Here is a 21,885-nt window from a genome sequence, read left to right as displayed (position 1 = left end):
GGATTTTTTAGTATTTATAAAATGAAAATTCATCCAAAATCAATTGTTTCGTTTTCACTTTTCTTAATCACCTTGGCGGTAAATATAGCTATGCCTCTTTTTAGACCGTATGCTGAAAATGACGGATTAAATAACGGACAAACCTCCCTAGTTTTAGCTACTTATATTTTAGGGATGTTGCCTTGTTATATTTTTTTAGGAGGTATTTCGGATAAATTAGGTCGGAAACCGGTTTTGTTGTTTAGTTTGGTTTTGGCATTTTGTTCTACTTTGATAATTACAATTTTTCCGTCAGTAATAGCATTGATCTTCTCTCGATTTTTTCAAGGAGTAGCTTTGGCTTTGAGTATGGGCACAGGAACAGCGTATATTGCAGAACTATTGAAAACAGACCCCAAAAGCTCTGTGAAAGCAGCTAATGCTACTTCTATGGCAACTGCAATAGGATTTAGCGGTGGGGCATTCATGACAAGTATCGCTTTACTAATTCATTTTTCACTTACGCCAATTACCTATTTCATAGCGCTTTTCATTACGGCTATTGGGATAATCCTTGCATTTTTTCTTCCTGCTATTCCGCCAATAGGCGGCTCTTTAGTTCGATTGCCTTATTTTCCAAAAGGTTATTTTCCGGTAAATTTATCTATTGCCATTTGCTGGGCTAGTACGGGAGTAGTAATCGCTATAATTCCATCTCAATTAGCTTTATTTAATCTTACTCCTTATGCGGGATTTTGTTTGGTTTTAATTAATTGGACTGGTGCTTTTTTACAGCCTTTTGTTCGAAAATATTTTCAACCCAAAACAAGTTTGAAACTTGGGTTTTTACTAATTCCACTTGGTTTTAGCTTGGTTATTCTAGGTTGCTACTTAGGGCAATTGGCTATTGTGCTGACCGGAACTGCATTAATTGGGTCGGCTGCATACGGGTTTAGTTACCAAGGCGGGTTGGCTATTATTGCTCATTTAGGAGGTGTTCAAAAAGCAAGATCGATATCAGGATACATGTTTTTTGGATATATTGGATTTGGCATTCCTGCAATATTTTTAGGGTATTTAGCCGATTGGATAGGCATTATCCAAGCCTTGATTTTTTTTGAGTTAGTAATAGTGATGTTGAGTGCTTATTTATATATCACATTTGATAAATCTACCGACTAAATATTTTGTTTTTTTTAACGTATAAATCTAAAATAGATGTGATTTATTTCACAATCTAATTTGTATCTTCGCGCCTGATTTATACAACAAACATTGAGTACCATTACAATTAAATCCGTTTATTTAGATTTCAAAGCGATCACGAAAGCAGGTCTTGCAGTGAGTGTTGTTTTCTCATCAATAGCTGGTTTTGTTCTTGGTTTGCCAGAATTTCACACTTCAGATTTTTTTGTTTTGTTGAAACTAGCAGCCGGTGGGTATTGTATGGTAGGTGCGTCTAACGCATTTAATCAAGTGATTGAAAAAGATATTGATGCATTAATGGATAGGACAAAAAATAGACCTATTCCCGCAGGAAGAATGAGTTCTAATGTTGCTGTTGCAATAGCTCTTTTGCTGACTATTATTGGTATTATTTTATTGTATACAATTAATCCGAAAACAGCCATGTTTGGTGCTATTTCGATATTTTTATATACTAGTTTATATACCCCATTGAAGACGGTTACTTCATTATCAGTTTTCGTTGGTGCATTTCCAGGAGCTATTCCTTTTATGTTAGGCTGGGTAGCTGCATCGGGTGAATTTGGTATAGAAGCAGGAACACTTTTTTTGATTCAGTTTTTTTGGCAATTCCCTCATTTTTGGGCTATTGGTTGGTTCTTATATGAAGATTATGAGAAAGCGTCCATTTTTATGTTGCCTACAGGGAAAAAAGATAAAGGAACTGCATTTCAAATAATTTTGTATACGGTTTGGTTAATTATAGCTTCATTATTACCTGTTCTAGGTTTTACAGGGCAATTGTATTTAACCCCTTGGGCCGCATTATTTGTTTTTTTATTAGGTATTTGGATGTTAGTTTACGCAATACGTTTGTATCAATTACGAACCCTAAAATCAGCAAGAACATTAATGTTAGTAAGTGTTGCCTATATTACGTTATTACAATTGGTTTATATAGTAGATAAATTTTTAAGATAAATTATGGAATTATCAGTTTTAGAAGAAAAAAAACGAAAAGAACGATCTGCCAAACTAATTTTATTATTTGCTATGGCAAGTATGACAATGATGTTTGCTGGAATTACAAGTGCCTTTGTTGTAAGTAAGTCAAGAGCTGACTGGTTGAAAGACTTTCAATTGCCAACAGCCTTTTATTGGAGTACTTTGGTAATAATTGGTTGTAGTGTAACATTTCACCTGGCTAAATTAGCAATTAAAAAAGATCAAAATAGTAAGACATCTATGTACTTATTGTTAACACTTCTTTTAGGTTGTTCTTTTGTGGGACTTCAGTTTTTGGGATTTAATCAAATTATTGCTGAGGGTTATTATTTTACTGGACAAGCTAGTTCAATAACTACAACTTTCCTTTACATAGTAACTTTAGTCCATTTGTTGCACTTGGCTGGAGGGATTATTTCACTTTTAATTATAATTTATAATCATTTTAAACAAAAATACAATTCAACTCAAACTATTGGAATTGAACTAGGTGCGATGTATTGGCACTTTCTTGATGTTCTGTGGGTTTATTTATTTTTATTTTTATTTTTCTTTAAATAAGAAAAAAACGTAAATTTGAAAACTTTTTAACGAATTAACTTTTATGGGAGCGACAGTTACTACTGCAAACAGTGAAGAAAAAACTTGGGGAGGCGGAAATGAGCCAATGGGAGCAAGTTATGGTAAATTAATGATGTGGTTTTTTATCGTATCAGATGCCTTGACTTTCTCTGGATTTTTAGCAGCTTATGGTTTTTCAAGATTTAAGTTTATAGAAACATGGCCTTTGGCTGATGAGGTGTTTACACACTTTCCTTTTTTACATGGAGTTACTGCTCCAATGTATTATGTTGCGTTAATGACGTTCATTTTAATATTTTCTTCTGTTACAATGGTTTTGGCCGTAGATGCTGGACATCAATTGAACAAAAAGAAAGTGACAATTTATATGTTTCTTACCATTATTGGAGGTTTAATTTTCGTTGGTTCTCAAGCTTGGGAATGGAAAAATTTTATCAAAGGTGAATACGGTGCAGTTGAAACTAAAGGAGGAAGTATTCTTCAATTTGTGGATAAAGATGGGCATAGAGTTGCTTTAGCAGATTTTGCCGTTACACTTCCTGAAGAAAGAGAGCAATTAACTAGAAACAAAGCCAAATGGTTTATGGAAGAGCCTACATTGCCTACTTATTCTGTGGCTGAAGTTCAAGCTGGTTTTGAAGCTCATCCAGATTTATTGATTAGAACGGAGACTATTACAAAAGAAAAAAAGAAAGAAGTTTTATCACGTCAAGAATCTATAGCTAGACTTAAAGATGCTACTTATGTAGTGGAAGGAGCTAACCTTATTCGTAATGAATATGGAAGTAAGTTATTTGCTGATTTCTTCTTTTTCATTACTGGTTTCCACGGTTTCCACGTATTTTCTGGAGTTATAATTAACATTATTATCTTTTTTAATGTTTTATTAGGAACTTATGAAAAGAGAAAAAGTTACGAAATGGTAGAGAAAGTAGGTTTATATTGGCACTTTGTTGATTTAGTTTGGGTGTTTGTATTTACAGTATTTTACCTTGTTTAATTTTTAATAACAATAACAATGTCACACGATCACGTATCAAATACAGCTAGAATTTGGAAAGTTTTCGGAATTCTTTCACTTGTAACTATAGTTGAAGTAATTTTAGGGATACTAAAACCAGATTCACTTTTTATGAATAATGTTTTAGGAATGAATTTATTGAACTGGATATTCTATGCATTAACAATTTTTAAAGCATATTATATTGTATGGGCTTTTATGCATATTGAAGGCGAGACAAGTTGGTTAAGAAATTCGGTAGTTTACCCAGTTGTTTTTTTAGTAATTTACCTACTCTTTATTCTTTTAACAGAAGGAGATTATATTTATGAAATATTTAAAAATTCTACAATTAAATGGAATTTTTAACATGATATTAATTAATGAAAGAGGTACGCATTGCGTGCCTTTTTTTATTTTTGTAATCTAAATTTAATTCAAGATGAAAAAAAATACTGTTCTCTTTATTCTTTTTATTTTACCTATAGTAGCTTATTTGTTTTTTGCTTCGGGAGTGAATAGCTATACTAAACTTCCAATAATTACTCCAAAAACAAATGATTTTGGCAACTGGACATCCTTAAGTGGAGATAAGGTAAGCTTAAATGGTAAGGTTACTATTTTAGGTTTTGGCGGAAACGATTTGCTTAAACACAGAGGTAATTTATTTAATTTGAACCAAAAGGTTTATCAAAGATACCACGGATTTAAAGACCTTCAGTTTGTCTATCTTTGTCCAATTGGGACCGAGAAAGATGCTGAATCAGTTTTGAAAGCTTTGGGGGCATTTACAAACACATCCCAATGGCAGTTTGTCTTTACTTCGCCAGAAGAAATCAATTCCTATTACAATCAACTGCGTTTAGCTGAAAAATTAGATGCAAATTTTGGCACATCAAATGTTTACATTTTAGACAAAGAAATCAATTTGAGAGGAAGAAAAGAAAAAAAAGAATATAAAGAAGGTTATGATACATTTCATCCAGCTGAATTGAGTAATGAAATGTTAGATGATTTTAAGGTGATTTTATATGAATATAGAGCGGCATTAAAAAAGAATAATAATGCTTCTAGAAAAATTTAATAAAACGAGATGAAAAACAAATCGTATATAGGGATATCATTTATAATTTTAGTTTTTGCGATTTTAGTAGTTCCTAAAATTGTTCAACGTATTCAAAATGGTTCAGTTACTTCGGCAGATCGATTGGATAAAGTCCAAATTGGAAATGTTGAAGATACAAGTTTGGTAAAAATTGGTCCTTGTCCAAAATTTGAATTGATTAGCCAAGACAATGCTTCTGTTTCTAATGCTACTTTCAAAGGAAAGGTTTTTGTATTAGAGTTTTTCTTTACTAGTTGCCCAACTATTTGTCCAAAGATGAACCAAAGTATGCTTGGGATTGAGAAACAATTTTTTGGCAATCCTAATTTTGGGATAGCTTCAATAAGCATTGATCCTGTTACAGACTCACCTAAGGTTTTAAAAGAACATGCAGAGGCTTTGGGTGTAAAGTCCTCTAATTGGTATTTTCTGACAGGAGATAAAGATTATATTTTTAATTTAGCCAACAAAGGTTTTAATTTGTACGCTGGCGAAAATAGTAAAGTGAGCGGTGGATTTGAACACTCTGGACTTTTTGCTTTAATTGATAAAAATGGAATTATTCGTTGTCGTCGTGACCAATTCGGGAATCCAATTTTATATTATGATGGATTAGAGGCTAAAGGAGTAAAAGATATTCAAGAAGACATTAAAAAATTATTAAAAGAATAGATATGAAAGATATTTCTAATGTAGATAAGAAGTACAATACGTTAATTGTGTTTGTTTCGGTTTTAATCCCTATAGTTGTGGCTATTTTGTTCACGGTTAAATTGAAAGACTTTGGCTTTGAAGTGGAGCCCCTTTCATTTTTACCTCCAATTTATGCAACTATTAACGGAATTACTGCTGTAGTTTTAGTTGCTGCTGTATTGGCTATAAAAAAAGGGAACAGAAAAGTTCATGAACGTTTGATGACTTTTGCAATTGCATTATCATTAGCATTTTTAGTAATGTATGTAGCTTATCATATGACTTCGGATTCTACTAAATTTGGTGGAGAAGGATGGATTAAATTTGTATATTTTTTTATATTGATTTCCCATATACTGCTTTCAATTGCGGTAATCCCATTAGTGTTATTCACTTATGTACGTGCGTTAGCAGCAAAGTTTGACCAACATAAGAAAATTGCAAAGATTACGTTCCCTATTTGGTTGTATGTTGCAGTAACAGGGGTTGTTGTATACCTAATGATTGCACCGTACTACACCCATTAAGTTAATGAATTTATTTACATTCAAAATGCGATATTTTAAATTCAAATTTGTTGTTCTATTTTTTTTGCTTTTTTCAAGTTACACCTATGCACAATGTGCTATGTGTAGGGCTTCATTAGAAAGCGAAGGCAATAAAACGAAGTCTGAAGCTGTAAATGATGGAATTGTGTATTTAATGGCAATTCCCTATTTATTAGTAGGCGGAATAGGATACGCAATTTATAGGATGAAGAAAAAATAGCTTTACTTAAAACCGTCAACGGTAATGTTTACCTCTCCGTTGATAGTTAAGAATGCAATAATTGCTTGGTTAGTTAATTGAATTTTATTGAATTCAAAATTATCGAGTCTTCCATTAACATATACCCCGGGAATTGGGCTGTAATTTTTCAAATATCCTGACAAATTTTTAACGCCTTCTTCTAAGTTTGGACGAATTGAATACTTACAGTTTGATTGGATATTTTTAAGAATCAATCCCTGAGCTAACCAACTGGCTGTTTGCAATAATTTGTTTTTAGTCTCTAAAGCAAAATCCATTTCGTCAAAATAAAGCTCTTTTGTTACTTCATTGTATTTTGGAATGCCTGTTAAATAGATTGTCCCATTAACATTACCTTTTACTTCTAGCGCAATTGACATTTTATTTTTTTTATGCCAAATGGTTGCATTGAGTACTTTTATTTTCCTTTTTCCAGAAGCAAATTCTTTGTCCCTAAAGTTTTGAGTGATTATTCTAGATGCATCCTGATAATTTGAAACAGCAACAACACTAGCCTTAATAGCACTGGGCATAGATGTCACGGGTTTCAAAATAAGAGTACTCGAATTGAATTTTGATTCCGGTTTTTTTCCAATTAAAGTCTCCATAAAACATTTTATACCCATGTTTATGTGTATTGAATTCCCTATCAATTCGGCATTGGTAGTGTAAATTTCTATGGGAGTAACTCTGAGCCAACTTTCGTATTCTTGACTCATTTGGAATGGCCTGCATATTTTTTCTAGCGCATCTAAAACATTAGGTTTAAAATCCATCGATTTTGCAATAGATTCATCTATTTTTTTTTCGATTTTTGATTTGAAAAGAGGAAGGCTAGAATTAACTAAAAAGGTAATTGGAATATTTTTACCTAATAAAGACATGGTTGGACTTTCGTTCCAATCTATAGACTGAAATTGAGTTTTAGTTTGTAATTTCCAATTTGTCAAGTTCACTTCACTTGTCAAAGTAACCACACCGTTCAAATTAAATTCTTTTGTATTATAGAGTTGAACCCCTAATTTTTTCGTGCCTATTCGGTAACGAATGGTTGCTTTTAATGGTAAAATAGTTTTTATTTTTCCTAGGTTATTTTCAAATTGAATTGACGCAAGCTTCCAAATTTTTATTTCAATATTATCATCTTCGATATTGGAATCGTCATAAATTAAGTTAGTTAAAGCACTATTTGTTTTATTTTCAATGTCCTTTAATTTTATTTTAATAGGTAAATTGAGAAACGATGGGCTATTGTCATACGCTAATGGAATGGCATCATCAGGTTCGGGTTGAAAATTAGCAATTTTGCTAGCGCTAGTACATCCAGTAACAAAGAGGTACATAGAAAGCAAAATAAAAGGGAAATTGATTTTTTTCATCGAACAACTTTTGAACGACAAAAGTACTAAAAGAAACAAAAAAATAATTTTATTTGTAACAATTGGAAAAAATTGGAGTCTAATTGTTTTTGATTGTTGTGAAAAATTTAAGATTCAAGAGTGACAATTGAGAAAACATAAAAATAGAATAGTATCTTTACCTCATACGATTTAATGAATTATGAAAAAAAATAATTGTTTCAGTCTTATTTTAATTGTCCTATTTGGAGTTGTAGCGCAGGCACAAACCAAGAAGTGGACTTTAGAAGAATGTGTACAATATGCATTAGAAAATAACATATCAATCAAGCAAACGGAATTAGATACCAAAACGGCTACTATAGATAAGCAAACTGCAGTAGGTAACTTCTTGCCTTCTTTAAATGTTGCCTCTAATCATTCTTGGAATATTGGATTGAACCAAGATATTACAACAGGTTTGTTAAGGAATCAAACCAATCAGTTTACTTCAGCAAGTGCAAATGTTGGAATTGATATTTATAAAGGTTTGCAAAATCAAAATAATTTGAGAAGAGCTAATTTGGCATTAGTTGCATCTAAATATCAATTATTGAAGATGCAAGAAGATGTAGCTTTGAATGTGGCTAATGCTTTTTTACAAGTGTTATTCAACAAAGAAAATTTAAAAGTGCAACAAGAACAACTTTTAAATAATGAAAAGCAGCTTAATCGCTCCATTGAACTCGTTAATGCAGGTTCAATTCCGAGAGGGGATATGCTAGATATCAAAGCAAATTTAGCTCAAAACCGTCAGAATTTAGTTGTTGCACAAAATAACTTATTAATTTCTAAATTGAGTTTAGCGCAACTTTTACAGTTAAAAGAGTTTGAAACTTTTGATGTTGTTGATGAGACTTCTATGGGTCAGAATAACACTATTTTAGCTCAATCACCTTCGGAAATTCTTGAAAAAGCTAAAGAGTCTAGAACTGATTTAAAAATAGCTCAAACGAATCTTGAAATAGCTCAAAAAAATCTTGCCATTGCAAAAGGAGCCTATTTACCAACGCTTCAAGGTTTTTATGGATTTAATTCTAGAATTTCATATGCTGATGCCGCCGCTATTGTTGGAGGTAATTTAGTAACAAGACCTGCAAATCCATTTTGGACACAATTTCAGGACAATAAAGGACAATCTTTTGGTGCACAGTTGACTATTCCGGTTTTCAATGGATTCTCTGTTAAGAATAATGTAGAGCGTTCAAAAGTGGCGCTTGAGCGATCTAAAAATAATTTACAACAACAAAATTTAGACTTGCAAAGGACTATTTATGCAGCATTTACAGATGCTAAAGGAGCTTTGAATGCTAATGAAACTGCTATTACTTCTTTTGAAGCTAGACAAGAAGCCTATCTTTATGCCAAAGAAAAATTTGATGTAGGATTATTGAATTCATTTGACTACAATCAAGCGCAAACTTTAATGATAAATGCTCAATCTGAAGTGTTAAGAACTAAATACGACTCTATTTTTAAAATCAAAATCCTTGAATTCTATTTTGGAATTCCAATCATTAAAAACTAATTTATTATGTCAAAAAAGACCATATACATCTTAATCGGTGCAGCAGTAGCTTTAATTACTTTACTAATTGTTTTATCTAAAACTGGTGCAATTGGTAATAAAGATGAAGGAAAAGAAATTGAAACAGCAAATGTTGATGCTTCGACAATTATCGAAACGGTTTCGGCAACAGGTAAAATTCAACCTGAAATTGAGGTTAAAATAGCTTCTATGGTTTCTGGAGAAATTATTGAATTGCCAATCAAAGAGGGGCAAGTTGTAAAGAAAGGGGATTTGTTAGTTAAAATCAACCCTGATTTATATACTTCTGGATTGAATAGAGCTCAAGCAAATTTGTCTGGAACTAAATCTGGTTTGCAACAAGCAGATGCTAGTTTCAACGAAGCCAGAGCCAATTATGAAAGAAACAAAGTATTGTTTCAAAAAGGGATTATTTCTAAAGCAGATTGGGATAGATCTATCGCTGCATTTGAAGTAGCTAAATCATCTAAGGAATCCGCTTATTTTAATGTAAAAAGCGCTTCGGCTTCTGTAATTGAAGCTAAAGATAATTTAGGTAGAACAGTAATTTATGCTCCTGCAGATGGAACTGTTTCTGTGCTAAATGTAGAATTGGGTGAGCGAGTTTTAGGAACGCAACAAATGGCAGGAACTGAAATATTAAGAGTGGCTAACTTGAATAATATGGAAGTGGAAGTTGATGTTAACGAAAATGACATTGTAAAAATCAAAGTAGGTGACGAAGCCAAAGTGGAAGTAGACGCGTATCTGAAAAAAGATTTTAAAGGAGTAGTTACGAGTATTGCTAATTCAGCAAGTTCTGCTTTGACAGCTGATCAGGTAACTAATTTTAAGGTGAAAGTGAGAATTTTAAAAGAATCGTACCAAGATTTATTGGAAGGAAAACCGTCAACATATTCACCATTTAGACCCGGAATGACTGCTACAGTTGATATTATTACCAAAAAGAAAAAGAATGTGTTAGCTGTGCCAATTAGTGCAGTTGTTGTGAAATCAGATACTGCTGCAGTAAAGGAAATAAAAGTAGACGATCCAGAGGCAGAAAAATCAGCTCCAAAAAGTGATAAAAAATTTGAATGTGTTTTTGTTAAAGTTGGAAATAAAGCTAAAATTCGTGTGATAAAAACAGGAATTCAAGATGATACTAATATTGAAGTTTTAACAGGACTTAAAAAAGGAGATGTTGTAATTACAGGTCCTTATACTATAGTTTCTAAAGAATTAAATTCTGGAGATAAAGTAAAGTTAAAAACAGATAAGAAGTAAATTGCATTGAGTTACATTTTAAACATTGAAACAGCTACCAAAAACTGTTCTGTTGCATTAGCCAAAAATGGAGAAACAATCCTTTGCAAAGAGATTGCAGAGGAAGGTTATTCCCATGCGGAACGATTGCATGTTTTTATTGATGAAGTTTGTAAAGAATCGGAAATTAGCTTTCAAGACTTATCCGCTATTGCAGTTAGTCAAGGCCCAGGTTCTTACACTGGACTTCGTATCGGTGTGTCAGCGGCAAAGGGCTTGTGTTATGCGTTGAATATCCCATTGATTGCAGTTGATACCTTACAAGTCTTAGCATCAAAAGCTACTATTGCTCAAGGATTGATCATTCCAATGCTTGATGCACGAAGAATGGAAGTATATAGTGCTATTTTTGATTTTAAGTTGGTAAAACAAAGAGAAGTTCGAGCGGAAGTCATCACAGAGAATTCCTTTGAATCCATTACTGAAACAGTCTATTTTGTTGGAGATTGCAGTGATAAATGTAAATCTGTTTTAATGAAATCTAATTTTAATTTTTTGGAAGAAGTTAAATACCCATCAGCAAATGAGATGAGTGCTTTAAGTTTTCAAAAATTCCAAAAAGAAGATTTCGAAGATGTAGCCTACTTTGAACCTTATTATTTAAAAGATTTCATGATAACTACTTCAAAACAAGCTGGCTAATTACCTCTTGAATAGATGTGTTAGGTAATTGACATGTTTTATTTTGACAAACATAGTAGTTGTTTTTACCCGCTACAAATCGGTCTTTTAGAAAAGGCAAATTCGAAGTCTTTTCAGTTCCTGCGATAATGACATTTGGTAAATACAAAGCTGTAATTATTTTGTTTGATTCTTTGGCATTAGGTCCGCAAATAGCCAACTCCTTATTTTGTTCTGAAAAAGATAATATCAAATCCAACCAATTGGAATAAGCAGAAGGGTAGTCCATATTAGGCACGAGTATGGAAAGCATTTTTTGGGCTACTTTTTCATAATAAGAGTTGTCAAAATAAATACTAAGTTGGTATAAATTTTTTGCCATAACTGAATTAGAAGCAGGAATTACATTATCTTCTGTTTCAAAATGAACACTAATTAATGCTTCATCTTTATCTGAGGTAAATCTAAAGAATGAATGTTGTTCATCATAAAAGTGTTCTAAAGTATAATCGGTTAGTTGCTTGGCGTCGTGAAGCCATTTTTCTTCAAAAGTGACTTCATATAATGCAATAAAAGCGGCAATCACAAAACAATAATCTTCTAAATAGCCATTAATGGTAGCTTTGTCATTTTTAAAATTGTGCCATAAGTTCCCATCATTTGACCAAAGTTTTTTGATTATAAAGTTTGCGTTTTCAAGCGCCTTAGTAAGGTATTCTTCGTTATTTAAGGCTTTATAAGCGTCAACATAACCTTTTAACATAATAGCATTCCAAGACGTCAAACATTTATCATCTAGTCTTGGTTTAGCTCTTTTTTCTCTTTTTAAATAAAGAGTTTGCTCCCAAACTCTCTTCTTTAGTTCTAATTCGACTGTAGTAATTTGATTGAGTTTGGCAATAGATTCAAGGTTTTGGTTTTGAATTAGCACATAATTTCCATTTTCCCATAAGCCAAATGAATTGATATTAAATACCTGGCTGAAAAGATCAAAATCTTCGTGGAGAATTGACTTTAATTCTTCCATTGTCCAAACATAAAAAGCACCTTCTTCTAAATGCTTTTCTATATTCAAACTATCTGCGTCAAGAGCAGAATAGAATCCTCCTTCAGAAGTTCTCCACTCCTTTGAAACAAATTGCAAGGTTTTTTCAATGACTTCCTTGTAAATCGGATTTTGGGTTAATTTATAGGCTTCACTGTATAAAGAAATCAATTGCCCATTATCATATAACATTTTTTCAAAATGCGGAACATGCCATTTAATATCGACCGAATAGCGAGAAAATCCGCCGTCAATGGTATCAAATATTCCGCCAAAAGCCATTTTGGTTAACGTCAAGTTTACAAATGATAATAACTCGGCATCTTGATTTTGATAGGCGTAACGAAGTAAAAATTGATAATTGTTAGGCATCATAAATTTTGGTGCTCGTGCCATTCCTCCAAATTCCAAATCAAAACTTTTTTTCCATTTAGAAATCAAATGGTCAAGTATTTCTTTCTGATTGGAATTTTCATTGTGCCCTTTTTGAATTATGGAAATAGCTTCAATTCCTTGATGTAATTTCTCGGCATAATCAATCATTTTTTCAGGAGCCGATAAGTACATTTTTTGCAATTGATCTAAAGTTTCTGTCCATTCTTCTTTTCTAAAATAAGTTCCGCCCCAAACTGGTCTTCCGTCAGGTAAGGCTACAATATTTAATGGCCAGCCGCCATGACCTGTCATAATTTGTACTGCTTTCATGTACACTGCATCAATGTCTGGACGTTCTTCCCGATCTACTTTTATGTTTACAAAATGAGCATTCATTACAGATGCAACAGCTTCGTTTTCAAAACTTTCGTGTTCCATTACATGACACCAATGACAAGCGGAATATCCAATACTAATAATGATAAGTTGGTTTTTTTCTTTGGCTTCAGCCAAAGAAAGAGCATTCCAAGCTTTCCAATGCACTGGATTATTGGCGTGTTGTAAAAGATAAGGACTTGTTTCTAAGTGAAGTTCGTTCATTTTGAGTAGCTAAAAAAAGCGTCTCATAAAGAAACGCTTTTTAGTGTAATGTTTAAGCGTTTGCCGCTTCGACTATAATACTGTCATCGTTAAGCATACTTTTGAGCAAGCCTTCAATGCCGCTTTTTAATGTGAATGTAGAAGATGGACAACCGCTACAAGCACCTTGTAAAATGACTTTCACGATTTTATTTTCTTCGTCAAAAGATTCGAAAGCAATATTTCCCCCATCAGCAGCAACGGCTGGTTTTACATACTCTTCTAAAATATTGATAATTTTCTGAGAAGTAACATCTAAGTTGTCGAATTCTTCTGTCTTTTTTGTTTCTTCAACAAGTGTTTCTTGAACAAAATTTTCTTCTAAAACAGTCCCCCCATTTTCAATGAATTGTTTAATGAAACTGCGAATTTCTAGCGTAATTTCATCCCAATTATTGATGTCGTATTTGGTTACCGATATATAATTTTCATCAATAAAAATCTCTTTTACATATGGAAATTTGAATAATTCTTTAGCAAGAGGTGATGAACTTGTTTGGTCTATATTTTTGTACTCAACCGCTGTTTTAGTCAACATTCTACTCACCACAAATTTTAATGCTGACGGATTTGGAGTTGTTTCTCCATAAACAGTAATGGGTTGTTTTTTTGTTTTGTTATCCTCTTGTTTAACAATAACACCACCTTCATTCACGTGTTTTTCAATTTGTTCTGCAACAGCTTCTTTCACATCATCCCATTCTACAATGCTAAAGCGTTCAATAGCTATAAAATTTCCTGAAATGTAAACTGTTTTAACAAATGGAAGATAAAAGAGTTGTTGCGCTAACGGAGAATTCCCCGCTTCGTCGATATTTTTAAATTCAAAGTTTTCATTTTGCGTAATAAAATCTGGGAATTCAAATTTTAGTATAGTTGGATTCTGAGTCTCTTTTATAGTAACTTTCATCATGAGTTTTATTTTTTTGCAAATTTACTAAAGTTATTTTCTTTGAATAGTTATATTTGGTAATTATATGCAATACTAACATACAATTAACGTTAGTTTAAGTATTTTAATACCATTAGAATGTACAATAAATTGAAATTTTTAATTTTATTTTTATTACTTTCATTTACATCTTTTTCACAGGATGGGATCCCTGTATATTCTGATTATTTAACGGATAATTATTATTTACTTCATCCATCTATGGCTGGAGCATCTAGTTGTGATAAATTAAGAATAACCGGGCGTAAACAATGGTTTGGTCAAGATGAAGCTCCAGAACTTCAAACTGCCAGTCTTAATATGCGGGTAACTGACAAATCAGGATTAGGTGTTATTATTTTTAATGACAAAAATGGATACCATTCCCAAAAAGGAGCTAAAGTAACCTATGCACATCATATTATGTTTTCCAGAGATGATATCGATTTGAATCAGCTTTCTTTTGGAATGAGTACGGGTATGGTTCAAAGACAATTAGACGAAACTAGTTTTACAGAATACGATCCATTAAATACAGGGGAGATACAAAGAAGTTCCAATTTTAATGTGGATGTAGGGGTTTCCTATAACTTTCTTAATTTTTATGTTCACGCAACAGTGCTGGGGGCAGTTGAATCTAAACGAAAAATATACAGTGATTTTGAAAGCAGGAATATTAGGAGGTATATTTTCAGTACTGGCTATGCCTTTGGGGATAAACAAAAAATACTCTGGGAGCCGTCTATTTTGTTTCAAATGATTGATGCTACAAAAGAGAAATTAGTTGATTTTAATTTGAAAGTACATAAAGATTTACTTCAAGGAATTGGATCTTTATGGGGCGGATTATCGTATAGACGAAGTTTTGAAGGAGCACAATATTTAAACGGAACAGCTGTTTCAAGTCAAAAACTGCAATACGTTACTCCTTTTTTTGGCGTAACTTACAAACAATTAATGATAGGATACACGTATTCAAGAGTTTCAGGGCCTATCTTATTTGATCAAGGGGCGTATCATCAAATTACTTTAGGTTTTAATTTTAATTGCAAACAAGAGTATTATATTGGAACCACTTTATAATTTTTATAATAAATTTTTATGTTAGTTAAATCCGTTAATGGGAAATCACCCGTAATTCCTGAAGATTGTTATGTTGCTGAAAATGCAACTATTGTAGGTGAAGTTAGTTTTGGACATTCGTGCAGCGTTTGGTTTAATGCCGTTATTAGGGGAGATGTTAATTTTATCTCTATTGGCAACAAAGTTAATATTCAAGATGGTGCAGTGGTGCATTGCACCTATCAAAAGCATCCAACAATTATTGGTAGTAACGTCTCTATTGGGCATAATGCAATTGTTCACGGCTGTGTGATTAAAGACAATGTATTAATTGGAATGGGGGCTATAGTGATGGATAATTGTGTTATTGAAAGTAATTCAATTGTTGCAGCAGGTGCTGTGATTACCCAAAATACTGTTGTAGAATCAGGGACGATTTGGGCGGGTGTTCCTGCTAAAAAAGTGAAAGATATTGATCAATCCGATTTTGCAGGCGAAATTGAAAGGATATCAAATAATTATGTAATGTATTCAGGTTGGTTTAAAGACGAATAATATTCGCTTAAAAGTCGATTTTTTCTATTCTAAAGTTATCCATTAAAATAGCTGATAAGACTTTAGGATCTGTATTTGAATAAAAAATCGGATCGGGTAATTTTAAACTAGAAAACCCAACTTTTTCTTCTAAAACTTTTTGAGTTTGCCTAGCAACAGCCTGTCCTGAATCAATAATTTGGATATGTGCTGGAAGTATTTTTTTAATTTGAGGAATCAGATAAGGATAATGACTACATCCCAGTACCAAATAATCGATATTAGCCTCAATCATCGGTTGAAGATAGGAGTGAAGTAGTTGTTCCATTTCTGTAGAGTTGATTTGTCCACCTTCAATAAGTTGAACTAAACCATGTCCTACTTGTTCCACTATTTTGGTATCCTGATACATTTCTGTTGCCTTATGGAAAAGCTCACTATTTAGAGTGCCTTTGGTAGCTAATATTCCTATTGTTTGTGTCTTTGAGTTAGTTGCCGCGGGTTTAATTGCAGGTTCTATGCCAATGAAGGGAATAGTGTATTTGGCTCTTAATTCTTGAATAGCATTAGTTGTAGCAGTATTACAAGCTACTACGATTAGCTTGCAATCCCTATTTAAAAGGAATTCTGTGTTTTTGCAACTTAAGTCAATTATTTCTTGCTTTGATTTTTGACCATAAGGAGCATTTATACTATCAGCAAGATAGATAGTTTTTTCATTAGGTAGTAATTGATGTATTTCTTGCCAAATGGATGTCCCTCCAATGCCTGAGTCAAAAATACCGATAGGTTGGTTATTCTCCATACAACAAAGTTACCTACTACAATTTAAATTTCCTATATATTTTATTAATGCATAAAAAAACTGCTCCTTGTTGTAGGGAGCAGTTGAGATAATAGTGTGAGGTTTAAATTAGAAACCTAAATCCTTTTTAACATCAGCAGTTAAGTTGGTACCATCTGCTAAAAGTAGAGAAGAACCATCTAGAACATATTGGAATCCTTTTGCTTTTCCAACTTTTTGGATAGATGCTCTCACTTTTTCCATTATTGGTTTTACGATATCCGATTCTTTTTGTTGTAATTCTTTTTGAGCATTATCTCTATAATCAACAATTCTTTTTTGCATGTCTTGTACTTCTTTAGAGCGCTCTCCATTAACAGCCTCAGTTACAGTAGCCGCTTCTGCTTCGTATTTTTTTAACTTACCTTGGTATTCCTCAACCATTTTTTTATACTCAGAATCGTAAGTAGTACTCAATTTTTCTAATTGTTTTTGAGCGTCTAACATAGCAGGCATTTTAGCCATAATTTCGTTTACGTCTACGTGAGCAGTTTTAGTTTGTGCCGAAATTTGATTAGCTCCTAAGAATACTATTGCTGCGATTAATAAAGTCTTGATTTGTTTCATTTTCTAAAAGTGTTTAATAATTAATTTTTGTTTGTATTTGATTTTAATTTTTCTTCTGCTGCTTTTTTTGCTGCAGCTCTTTCTTCAATAATTTTATTTCTTTTTTCTTCTGCTGCTTTTTTATTTTCCTCTAAAAGTTTTTTACGATCCTCAATAGCTTTTTGTTTTGCATTCGCTTGTTTGAGTTTAGCTTCTTCAATTTTAATTTTGGTTGAGTCAACTTTACTTACATCAGTTGTAACTTTTTCAGAAACCGTTCCATTTTTTTTATTTTCACGATCTTCAATCGCCTTTTTTCTTTTTTCCTCTAACGCTTTTTTGTTATCCTCAATAACCTTCTTACGTTCATCAAGAAGAATTTGTTTTTCTTCTGCTTGTTTTTTTCTTGCTAATTCTGCCGCTTGCAGCTTTTCTTTTGAAGCATTGTCATTAGCAGCTTTTTCAGTACCTGTATTCGAAGAAGTACTACTATTCTTTTTTGCTAGTTTTTCTTCAGCTAATTTTTTTCTTCGATCGTCAAACTCTTTTTTCTTTGCTTCTTGAAGTTGTTTTCGATCAGCAAGTATCTTTTCTCTTTCTTCTTTTCTGGCATCTAAAATCTTTTGTCTCTCTTTTAAAGTATCATTTTCATCAAGAGCATCTTCTTTATTTTCTTTTTCTTCTAGGTTTTTTTGTTGCTTTTTGGTTAACTGCTCCCGTTTTTCGGTTCGGTTAATTACACGTAACACCTGATCACTTATATCGAATTTCTTAGCAGCAAATAATATGGTTAAATCAGAAGATTTGTCAAAAATAAAATCAAATTGTTTGGCTTCAGCAATATCTTGTACCGTTGTAAAAACTTGATCTTGAACAGGCTTGGTTAAAATTAACTTTTGCTGCATTAAATCCCCATTGGCACCAAACCTTTTTTGTTGAAATTCTAAAACTTCTTTTTCAAGATAGTGTATTTCTGCTTCACGCTCTTCTATTAATTCTTTCGTTAAAAGAGCCTTTTCTGTTTTTAATTCATCAACAAGTTTTTGAATGCTATTCTTTTTTGTTTCTATTTCTTGTTTCCACTTAATTGCTTTCTCCTCTAATTGATTTTGTGCTTCTTTATAATTGGAAACATTTTGTAAAATATATTCCATATCTATATAACCAATTCTTGGACCTTTCACTTGTCCCGCTAGAGAAAAGAAAGCATTCAGGGTTAAAAATAGAAATAATATTTGTTTTCTCATAATCTTTTTAAAAAATCAAAACAGATAATTTAAATTAAAATTGTTGACCAATAATAAAGTGGGTTTCCCATCCATTTGGCGCGCTTTGTCCTGGCAATGCATCAAAACCTTTTGCAAAGTCAATACCAAGTAGACCAAAGGCAGGCATAAATACTCTTAATCCGACTCCTGCTGAACGGTTTAAAGCAAAAGGATTGTAATTTCTAAACGAATCATAAGAAGATCCTGCTTCTAAAAAGGCTAAGGCATAAATTGAAGCTGAAGCTTTCAATGTAATCGGATATCTCATTTCTAATGAAAATTTATTATAGATAGTTGCACCTAATTGTTCTCCATTACTATTAATTGGCGTAATTGAGTTGTTTGGATAACCTCTCAGCTGAATCGTTTCACGACCATCCATGGCAAACATTTGCATTCCATCTCCTCCAAGGAAAAAACGTTCAAATGGAATAGATCCTCTACTCTGATTATAAGCCCCTAAAAATCCAAATTCTGATAAACTTCTCATAACGAGTTTTCCAAATAGTTTAGTATACCAATCTGCTTTAAATTTAACTTTATAGTACTCTAACCAGTTAAATTTTTGTTGATCTACTTTTGAAGGATCAGCTGCTCCATCTTGAAATCTTGCTACTCTATTTGGGAATGGATTTGTTGAGCTTGGTAAACTTTCTAAATAGTCTCCTTCATTAACTAAAATTCCATTAGGTCCTGTATAAGGTGATCCAGTATACTTAAATTTATATTCTTCTTGAGAACCAATAGTGGCATAGTTAACATTATCAAATAAAGAATAGGGAGGTGTAAATTTAGCAGAGAAACTAAATTCTGAACCATAAGTTGGAAAGATTGGATTTACCCCTTTGTTATTTCTAGTTATTCCTATTGTATAGGCTAAATTTCTAGAAGTTCCATCGCCAAAAGTAAATAGTCCAGTATTGTAATTGTTCAATTCATAGTGTTGGTAACTTACAGACTGTGATAGTACAAAAAAGTCATCAGGTACGGTTAACCTTTTTGCAATTCCAACAGAAAGTGTAAGAATGTTAAAGCTTTTTGTTCTGTCTACTTCAAAGGTTATAAAATTATTCAAGTATTGTTGGCTATACGAAATCGAAGAATTGAATTGAACTGGTTTTTTTCCACCAAACCAAGGCTCTGAAAAAGAAGCGCTATAAGTTCTAAAGAAAGTACTTGCTTGTAGTCTTAGCGATACCTTTTGTCCGTCTCCCATAGGAAGAGGTCGGTAAGCGGACTTATTAAACATATTCTTTGCTGAAAAGTTATTAAAGGACAAACCAAGTGTTCCAATGAATCCACCGCCTCCATAACCTCCTTGGAGTTCAATTTGACTAGCGCCTTTTTCGGCTAGATTGTATTCAATATCTACTGTTCCTGCTCCTGAATCAACATTTTTAAACTTAGGATCTATGGTTTCAGGATCAAAGAAACCAAGTTGACCTATTTCTCGAATTGTTCTAACAAGCTGTTCTTTACTGTATTTTTCACCTGGTTTAGTTCGTAATTCACGATAAATAACTTGATCATTTGTTTTGTCATTTCCAACAACTGTTATTTTATTAAAATAGGCAATAGGTCCTTCTGTTACTCTGATTTCAAAATCAATGGTATCATTAGCTGTTTTAACCTCTACAGCGTTAATACTAGAAAATAAGTAACCGTTATTTTGATATAAATTAGTTATATCTTCTCCGTCAGGTTTAGTTTTATCTGCAATTCTTTTTTCAAGTAACACCCCGTTATAAACATCTCCTTTTCTTAGTCCTAGCGCTTTGCTCAAGCCTTGGTCAGAATACACAGTATTTCCTAAAAACTTAATATCTCCAAAATAATAACGATTTCCTTCCTCTACTTTAATTCCAACAGCAAGTGCATTTTTTTCTTTGTTGTAAGAGACAGTATCAGAAATTATACGCGCATCTCTGAATCCTTTTTCTTTGTAGACATCAATAACTTTTTCTAAGTCTGTTTTGTACTTGTCTTTTATAAATTTAGAAGCTTTAAAAATTCGTGTAAACTTCTTTTGTTTAGTATCTTTCATGGCTTTTTTAAGCGCCTTGTCAGAGAGTTTAGAGTTTCCTATAAAGTCAATTTTATCAATTTTGACTTTAGTTCCTTTATCAATGGAAACTAACATATTGACCTGATTTACTGTCGAGGTATCTTGAACGGTATTTACATTTACTTTAGTATTGAAAAAACCGTCTTTTTTGTATTTGTTTTCAATGTAGTTTTTAGTAGTTGTGATTAAGTTTTCGTTGACTACTTTATTTTCCGTCAAGCCATTATCTTTGATAAGTCCTTCAATTTTGTTCTTTTTAACACCGACAATTCTAACTTTATTTAATTTTGGAAGTTCCTCTAAGTGTAAGTCTAAATAAATACTATCATTCTCTACTTTATTAACGTAAAAAGAGATTTCATTGAACAAGCCTAGTTTACCTAGCTTTTTGATTGCCGAACTAATTTCTTCACCAGGAACGCTAATTTCGCTCCCTTTTTCAAGTCCAGTAAAAGTTACTACTGTTTGAGAATTAAAAGTAATCTTACCAACAACATTGACATCAGCAAGAAAATATTTTTTGCCTTGATCAAATGGGACTCTTTCTTGCGCACTAGCTTGGAAAAAAAATCCAAATAATAATAGGCTAAGAACTAATTGTATGCTTTTATGTAACACTAAAAAATTATTTAATTTGTTCGCTTGTTTTTCCAAATCTTCTCTCTCTTTTTTGATAACTTAGTATCGCCTCGTATAAATCACTTTCTTTGAAATCGGGCCATAAAATATCTGTGAAATATAATTCAGCATAAGCAATTTGCCAAAGAAGAAAATTACTTATCCGATGTTCCCCACTTGTTCTGATTAACAAGTCTACATCTGGGAGGTTTTGTGTGTAAAGATGCTCATTTATAACTGAATCGTCTATTTTGTCAACTGAAATTATATTATTTTTAACTTTATCACTTATATTTTTCACTGCATTTACTAGTTCCTCTCTTGAGCCGTAACTTAATGCAAGTGTTAAAACTAATTTAGTGTTTCCAGCCGTTTTATTGATTACATCTTGTAATTCTTTCTGAGCTTTTACAGGTAATTTTTCAAGATTACCTATGGCATTCAATTTAATATTATTTTTTTCAAGTGTAGGTAATTCTTTAATCAATGAATTAACTAATACTTTCATTAAAGCCTCAACTTCAATTTTAGGCCTGTTCCAATTTTCGGTAGAAAATGCGTAAAGTGTTAAATTTTCAATTCCAAGGGTTGCACAGGCTTCAATAATTTTTTTAACAGATTTAGTTCCGCTTTCATGACCTAATGTTCTAAATAGCCCATGTTTTTTAGCCCAACGACCATTGCCATCCATAATTATGGCGAGATGTTTTGGAAGATTATTTTTATCAATTAAATTAACTGTACTCAT

Annotated in this window: 22 protein-coding genes; 14 read left to right on the top strand and 8 right to left on the bottom strand. The window is 32.4% G+C overall.

Annotation, left to right across the window (positions count from 1 at the left end; all coding sequences use genetic code 11):
- The first annotated feature begins 21 nt into the window (after positions 1 to 21).
- The 9 genes from LPC20_RS01160 (at position 22) to LPC20_RS01120 (ending at position 6,317) form a co-directional block, all read left to right on the top strand.
- A complete protein-coding gene (locus LPC20_RS01160) occupies positions 22 to 1,161 on the top strand; it encodes an MFS transporter (RefSeq protein ID WP_229325677.1) in 1,140 nt (379 codons plus the stop codon).
- 81 nt (positions 1,162 to 1,242) lie between these two features.
- A complete protein-coding gene (gene cyoE / locus LPC20_RS01155; protein ID WP_229327164.1) occupies positions 1,243 to 2,145 on the top strand; it encodes a heme o synthase in 903 nt (300 codons plus the stop codon).
- Between the two features lie 3 nt (positions 2,146 to 2,148).
- Positions 2,149 to 2,730 (top strand): cytochrome c oxidase subunit 3, encoded by a 582-nt coding sequence (locus LPC20_RS01150; protein ID WP_229325675.1) that lies wholly within the window; start codon positions 2,149 to 2,151, stop codon positions 2,728 to 2,730.
- A 43-nt stretch (positions 2,731 to 2,773) separates the two neighbouring features.
- Positions 2,774 to 3,751, top strand: a complete 978-nt coding sequence (locus LPC20_RS01145; RefSeq protein WP_229325673.1) for a cytochrome c oxidase subunit 3 — start codon at positions 2,774 to 2,776, stop codon at positions 3,749 to 3,751.
- 18 nt (positions 3,752 to 3,769) lie between these two features.
- A complete protein-coding gene (locus LPC20_RS01140; protein ID WP_229325671.1) occupies positions 3,770 to 4,120 on the top strand; it encodes a cytochrome C oxidase subunit IV family protein in 351 nt (116 codons plus the stop codon).
- 73 nt (positions 4,121 to 4,193) lie between these two features.
- Complete coding sequence (locus tag LPC20_RS01135; protein ID WP_229325669.1) at positions 4,194 to 4,835, top strand: hypothetical protein; 642 nt, start codon at positions 4,194 to 4,196, stop codon at positions 4,833 to 4,835.
- A 9-nt stretch (positions 4,836 to 4,844) separates the two neighbouring features.
- On the top strand, positions 4,845 to 5,528 hold the full coding sequence (locus LPC20_RS01130; RefSeq protein WP_229325667.1) for an SCO family protein: 684 nt from the start codon (positions 4,845 to 4,847) through the stop codon (positions 5,526 to 5,528).
- A 2-nt stretch (positions 5,529 to 5,530) separates the two neighbouring features.
- Positions 5,531 to 6,076 (top strand): DUF420 domain-containing protein, encoded by a 546-nt coding sequence (locus LPC20_RS01125; RefSeq protein WP_229325665.1) that lies wholly within the window; start codon positions 5,531 to 5,533, stop codon positions 6,074 to 6,076.
- A gap of 4 nt (positions 6,077 to 6,080) precedes the next feature.
- Entirely contained in the window at positions 6,081 to 6,317 is a 237-nt protein-coding gene (locus LPC20_RS01120; RefSeq protein ID WP_229325663.1) for a hypothetical protein, read from the top strand.
- A gap of 2 nt (positions 6,318 to 6,319) precedes the next feature.
- Here the strand turns inward: LPC20_RS01120 and LPC20_RS01115 are convergent, their stop codons facing one another.
- On the bottom strand, positions 6,320 to 7,717 hold the full coding sequence (locus tag LPC20_RS01115) for a DUF4403 family protein (protein WP_229325661.1): 1,398 nt from the start codon (positions 7,715 to 7,717) through the stop codon (positions 6,320 to 6,322).
- A 181-nt stretch (positions 7,718 to 7,898) separates the two neighbouring features.
- Between LPC20_RS01115 and LPC20_RS01110 the strand changes: the two genes are divergently transcribed.
- The 3 genes from LPC20_RS01110 to tsaB are packed head-to-tail and all read left to right on the top strand — an operon-like array spanning position 7,899 to position 11,231.
- A complete protein-coding gene (locus LPC20_RS01110) occupies positions 7,899 to 9,263 on the top strand; it encodes a TolC family protein (protein WP_229325659.1) in 1,365 nt (454 codons plus the stop codon).
- A gap of 6 nt (positions 9,264 to 9,269) precedes the next feature.
- Positions 9,270 to 10,550, top strand: coding sequence for an efflux RND transporter periplasmic adaptor subunit (locus LPC20_RS01105; protein ID WP_229325657.1), 1,281 nt, complete (start codon positions 9,270 to 9,272; stop codon positions 10,548 to 10,550).
- A gap of 6 nt (positions 10,551 to 10,556) precedes the next feature.
- Entirely contained in the window at positions 10,557 to 11,231 is a 675-nt protein-coding gene (gene tsaB / locus LPC20_RS01100) for a tRNA (adenosine(37)-N6)-threonylcarbamoyltransferase complex dimerization subunit type 1 TsaB (RefSeq protein ID WP_229325655.1), read from the top strand.
- Here the strand turns inward: tsaB and LPC20_RS01095 are convergent.
- Both LPC20_RS01095 and LPC20_RS01090 read right to left on the bottom strand, forming a co-directional pair.
- The gene (locus tag LPC20_RS01095; RefSeq protein ID WP_229325653.1) at positions 11,209 to 13,230 is read right to left on the bottom strand and encodes a thioredoxin domain-containing protein; all 2,022 of its coding nucleotides are present in this window, start codon (positions 13,228 to 13,230) and stop codon (positions 11,209 to 11,211) included. The genes tsaB and LPC20_RS01095 overlap by 23 nt on opposite strands.
- Before the next feature lie 52 nt (positions 13,231 to 13,282).
- The gene (locus LPC20_RS01090) at positions 13,283 to 14,182 is read right to left on the bottom strand and encodes a NifU family protein (protein ID WP_229325651.1); all 900 of its coding nucleotides are present in this window, start codon (positions 14,180 to 14,182) and stop codon (positions 13,283 to 13,285) included.
- Positions 14,183 to 14,299: 117 nt separating this feature from the next.
- On the opposite strand from LPC20_RS01090, the gene LPC20_RS01085 reads away from it, so the two are divergent.
- Together LPC20_RS01085 and LPC20_RS01080 are read left to right on the top strand one after the other, a co-directional pair.
- A complete protein-coding gene (locus LPC20_RS01085) occupies positions 14,300 to 15,283 on the top strand; it encodes a PorP/SprF family type IX secretion system membrane protein (RefSeq protein WP_229325649.1) in 984 nt (327 codons plus the stop codon).
- A gap of 18 nt (positions 15,284 to 15,301) precedes the next feature.
- Positions 15,302 to 15,817 carry a gamma carbonic anhydrase family protein gene (locus tag LPC20_RS01080; RefSeq protein ID WP_229325647.1) on the top strand — a complete coding sequence of 172 codons (516 nt, stop codon included), beginning with the start codon at positions 15,302 to 15,304 and terminating at the stop codon, positions 15,815 to 15,817.
- Positions 15,818 to 15,824: 7 nt separating this feature from the next.
- Here LPC20_RS01080 and murI read toward each other — a convergent pair whose 3' ends face one another.
- The 5 genes from murI to LPC20_RS01055 form a co-directional block, all read right to left on the bottom strand.
- The gene (gene murI / locus LPC20_RS01075) at positions 15,825 to 16,601 is read right to left on the bottom strand and encodes a glutamate racemase (RefSeq protein ID WP_229325645.1); all 777 of its coding nucleotides are present in this window, start codon (positions 16,599 to 16,601) and stop codon (positions 15,825 to 15,827) included.
- Between the two features lie 108 nt (positions 16,602 to 16,709).
- A complete protein-coding gene (locus LPC20_RS01070) occupies positions 16,710 to 17,207 on the bottom strand; it encodes an OmpH/Skp family outer membrane protein (protein ID WP_229325643.1) in 498 nt (165 codons plus the stop codon).
- 20 nt (positions 17,208 to 17,227) lie between these two features.
- The gene (locus LPC20_RS01065) at positions 17,228 to 18,433 is read right to left on the bottom strand and encodes an OmpH/Skp family outer membrane protein (protein WP_338083183.1); all 1,206 of its coding nucleotides are present in this window, start codon (positions 18,431 to 18,433) and stop codon (positions 17,228 to 17,230) included.
- A 34-nt stretch (positions 18,434 to 18,467) separates the two neighbouring features.
- Positions 18,468 to 21,137 carry a BamA/OMP85 family outer membrane protein gene (locus LPC20_RS01060; protein ID WP_229325641.1) on the bottom strand — a complete coding sequence of 890 codons (2,670 nt, stop codon included), beginning with the start codon at positions 21,135 to 21,137 and terminating at the stop codon, positions 18,468 to 18,470.
- A gap of 7 nt (positions 21,138 to 21,144) precedes the next feature.
- Positions 21,145 to 21,885, bottom strand: coding sequence for an isoprenyl transferase (locus LPC20_RS01055; protein ID WP_229325639.1), 741 nt, complete (start codon positions 21,883 to 21,885; stop codon positions 21,145 to 21,147).

The sequence above is a fragment of the Flavobacterium ammonificans genome (assembly GCF_020886115.1).
In the GTDB taxonomy this organism is placed as follows: Bacteria; Bacteroidota; Bacteroidia; order Flavobacteriales; family Flavobacteriaceae; genus Flavobacterium; species Flavobacterium ammonificans.
Note: the sequence above shows the minus strand (reverse complement) of the source record. Positions and strands in the feature narration are given on the sequence as shown.

Excerpts from the sequence above, each read along its gene's own strand:
- LPC20_RS01135 (WP_229325669.1), top strand. The coding sequence starts at position 4,194 with ATGAAAAAAAATACTGTTCTCTTTATTCTTTTTATTTTACCTATAGTA.
- LPC20_RS01110 (WP_229325659.1), top strand. The coding sequence starts at position 7,899 with ATGAAAAAAAATAATTGTTTCAGTCTTATTTTAATTGTCCTATTTGGA.
- LPC20_RS01105 (WP_229325657.1), top strand. The coding sequence starts at position 9,270 with ATGTCAAAAAAGACCATATACATCTTAATCGGTGCAGCAGTAGCTTTA.
- LPC20_RS01095 (WP_229325653.1), bottom strand. The coding sequence starts at position 13,230 with ATGAACGAACTTCACTTAGAAACAAGTCCTTATCTTTTACAACACGCC.
- LPC20_RS01080 (WP_229325647.1), top strand. The coding sequence starts at position 15,302 with ATGTTAGTTAAATCCGTTAATGGGAAATCACCCGTAATTCCTGAAGAT.
- LPC20_RS01115 (WP_229325661.1), bottom strand. The coding sequence starts at position 7,717 with ATGAAAAAAATCAATTTCCCTTTTATTTTGCTTTCTATGTACCTCTTT.
- LPC20_RS01055 (WP_229325639.1), bottom strand. The coding sequence starts at position 21,885 with ATGAGTACAGTTAATTTAATTGATAAAAATAATCTTCCAAAACATCTC.
- murI (WP_229325645.1), bottom strand. The coding sequence starts at position 16,601 with ATGGAGAATAACCAACCTATCGGTATTTTTGACTCAGGCATTGGAGGG.
- LPC20_RS01070 (WP_229325643.1), bottom strand. The coding sequence starts at position 17,207 with ATGAAACAAATCAAGACTTTATTAATCGCAGCAATAGTATTCTTAGGA.
- LPC20_RS01065 (WP_338083183.1), bottom strand. The coding sequence starts at position 18,433 with ATGAGAAAACAAATATTATTTCTATTTTTAACCCTGAATGCTTTCTTT.
- LPC20_RS01125 (WP_229325665.1), top strand. The coding sequence starts at position 5,531 with ATGAAAGATATTTCTAATGTAGATAAGAAGTACAATACGTTAATTGTG.
- LPC20_RS01085 (WP_229325649.1), top strand. The coding sequence starts at position 14,300 with ATGTACAATAAATTGAAATTTTTAATTTTATTTTTATTACTTTCATTT.
- LPC20_RS01130 (WP_229325667.1), top strand. The coding sequence starts at position 4,845 with ATGAAAAACAAATCGTATATAGGGATATCATTTATAATTTTAGTTTTT.
- LPC20_RS01145 (WP_229325673.1), top strand. The coding sequence starts at position 2,774 with ATGGGAGCGACAGTTACTACTGCAAACAGTGAAGAAAAAACTTGGGGA.
- LPC20_RS01140 (WP_229325671.1), top strand. The coding sequence starts at position 3,770 with ATGTCACACGATCACGTATCAAATACAGCTAGAATTTGGAAAGTTTTC.
- LPC20_RS01090 (WP_229325651.1), bottom strand. The coding sequence starts at position 14,182 with ATGATGAAAGTTACTATAAAAGAGACTCAGAATCCAACTATACTAAAA.
- LPC20_RS01160 (WP_229325677.1), top strand. The coding sequence starts at position 22 with ATGAAAATTCATCCAAAATCAATTGTTTCGTTTTCACTTTTCTTAATC.
- LPC20_RS01120 (WP_229325663.1), top strand. The coding sequence starts at position 6,081 with ATGAATTTATTTACATTCAAAATGCGATATTTTAAATTCAAATTTGTT.
- LPC20_RS01150 (WP_229325675.1), top strand. The coding sequence starts at position 2,149 with ATGGAATTATCAGTTTTAGAAGAAAAAAAACGAAAAGAACGATCTGCC.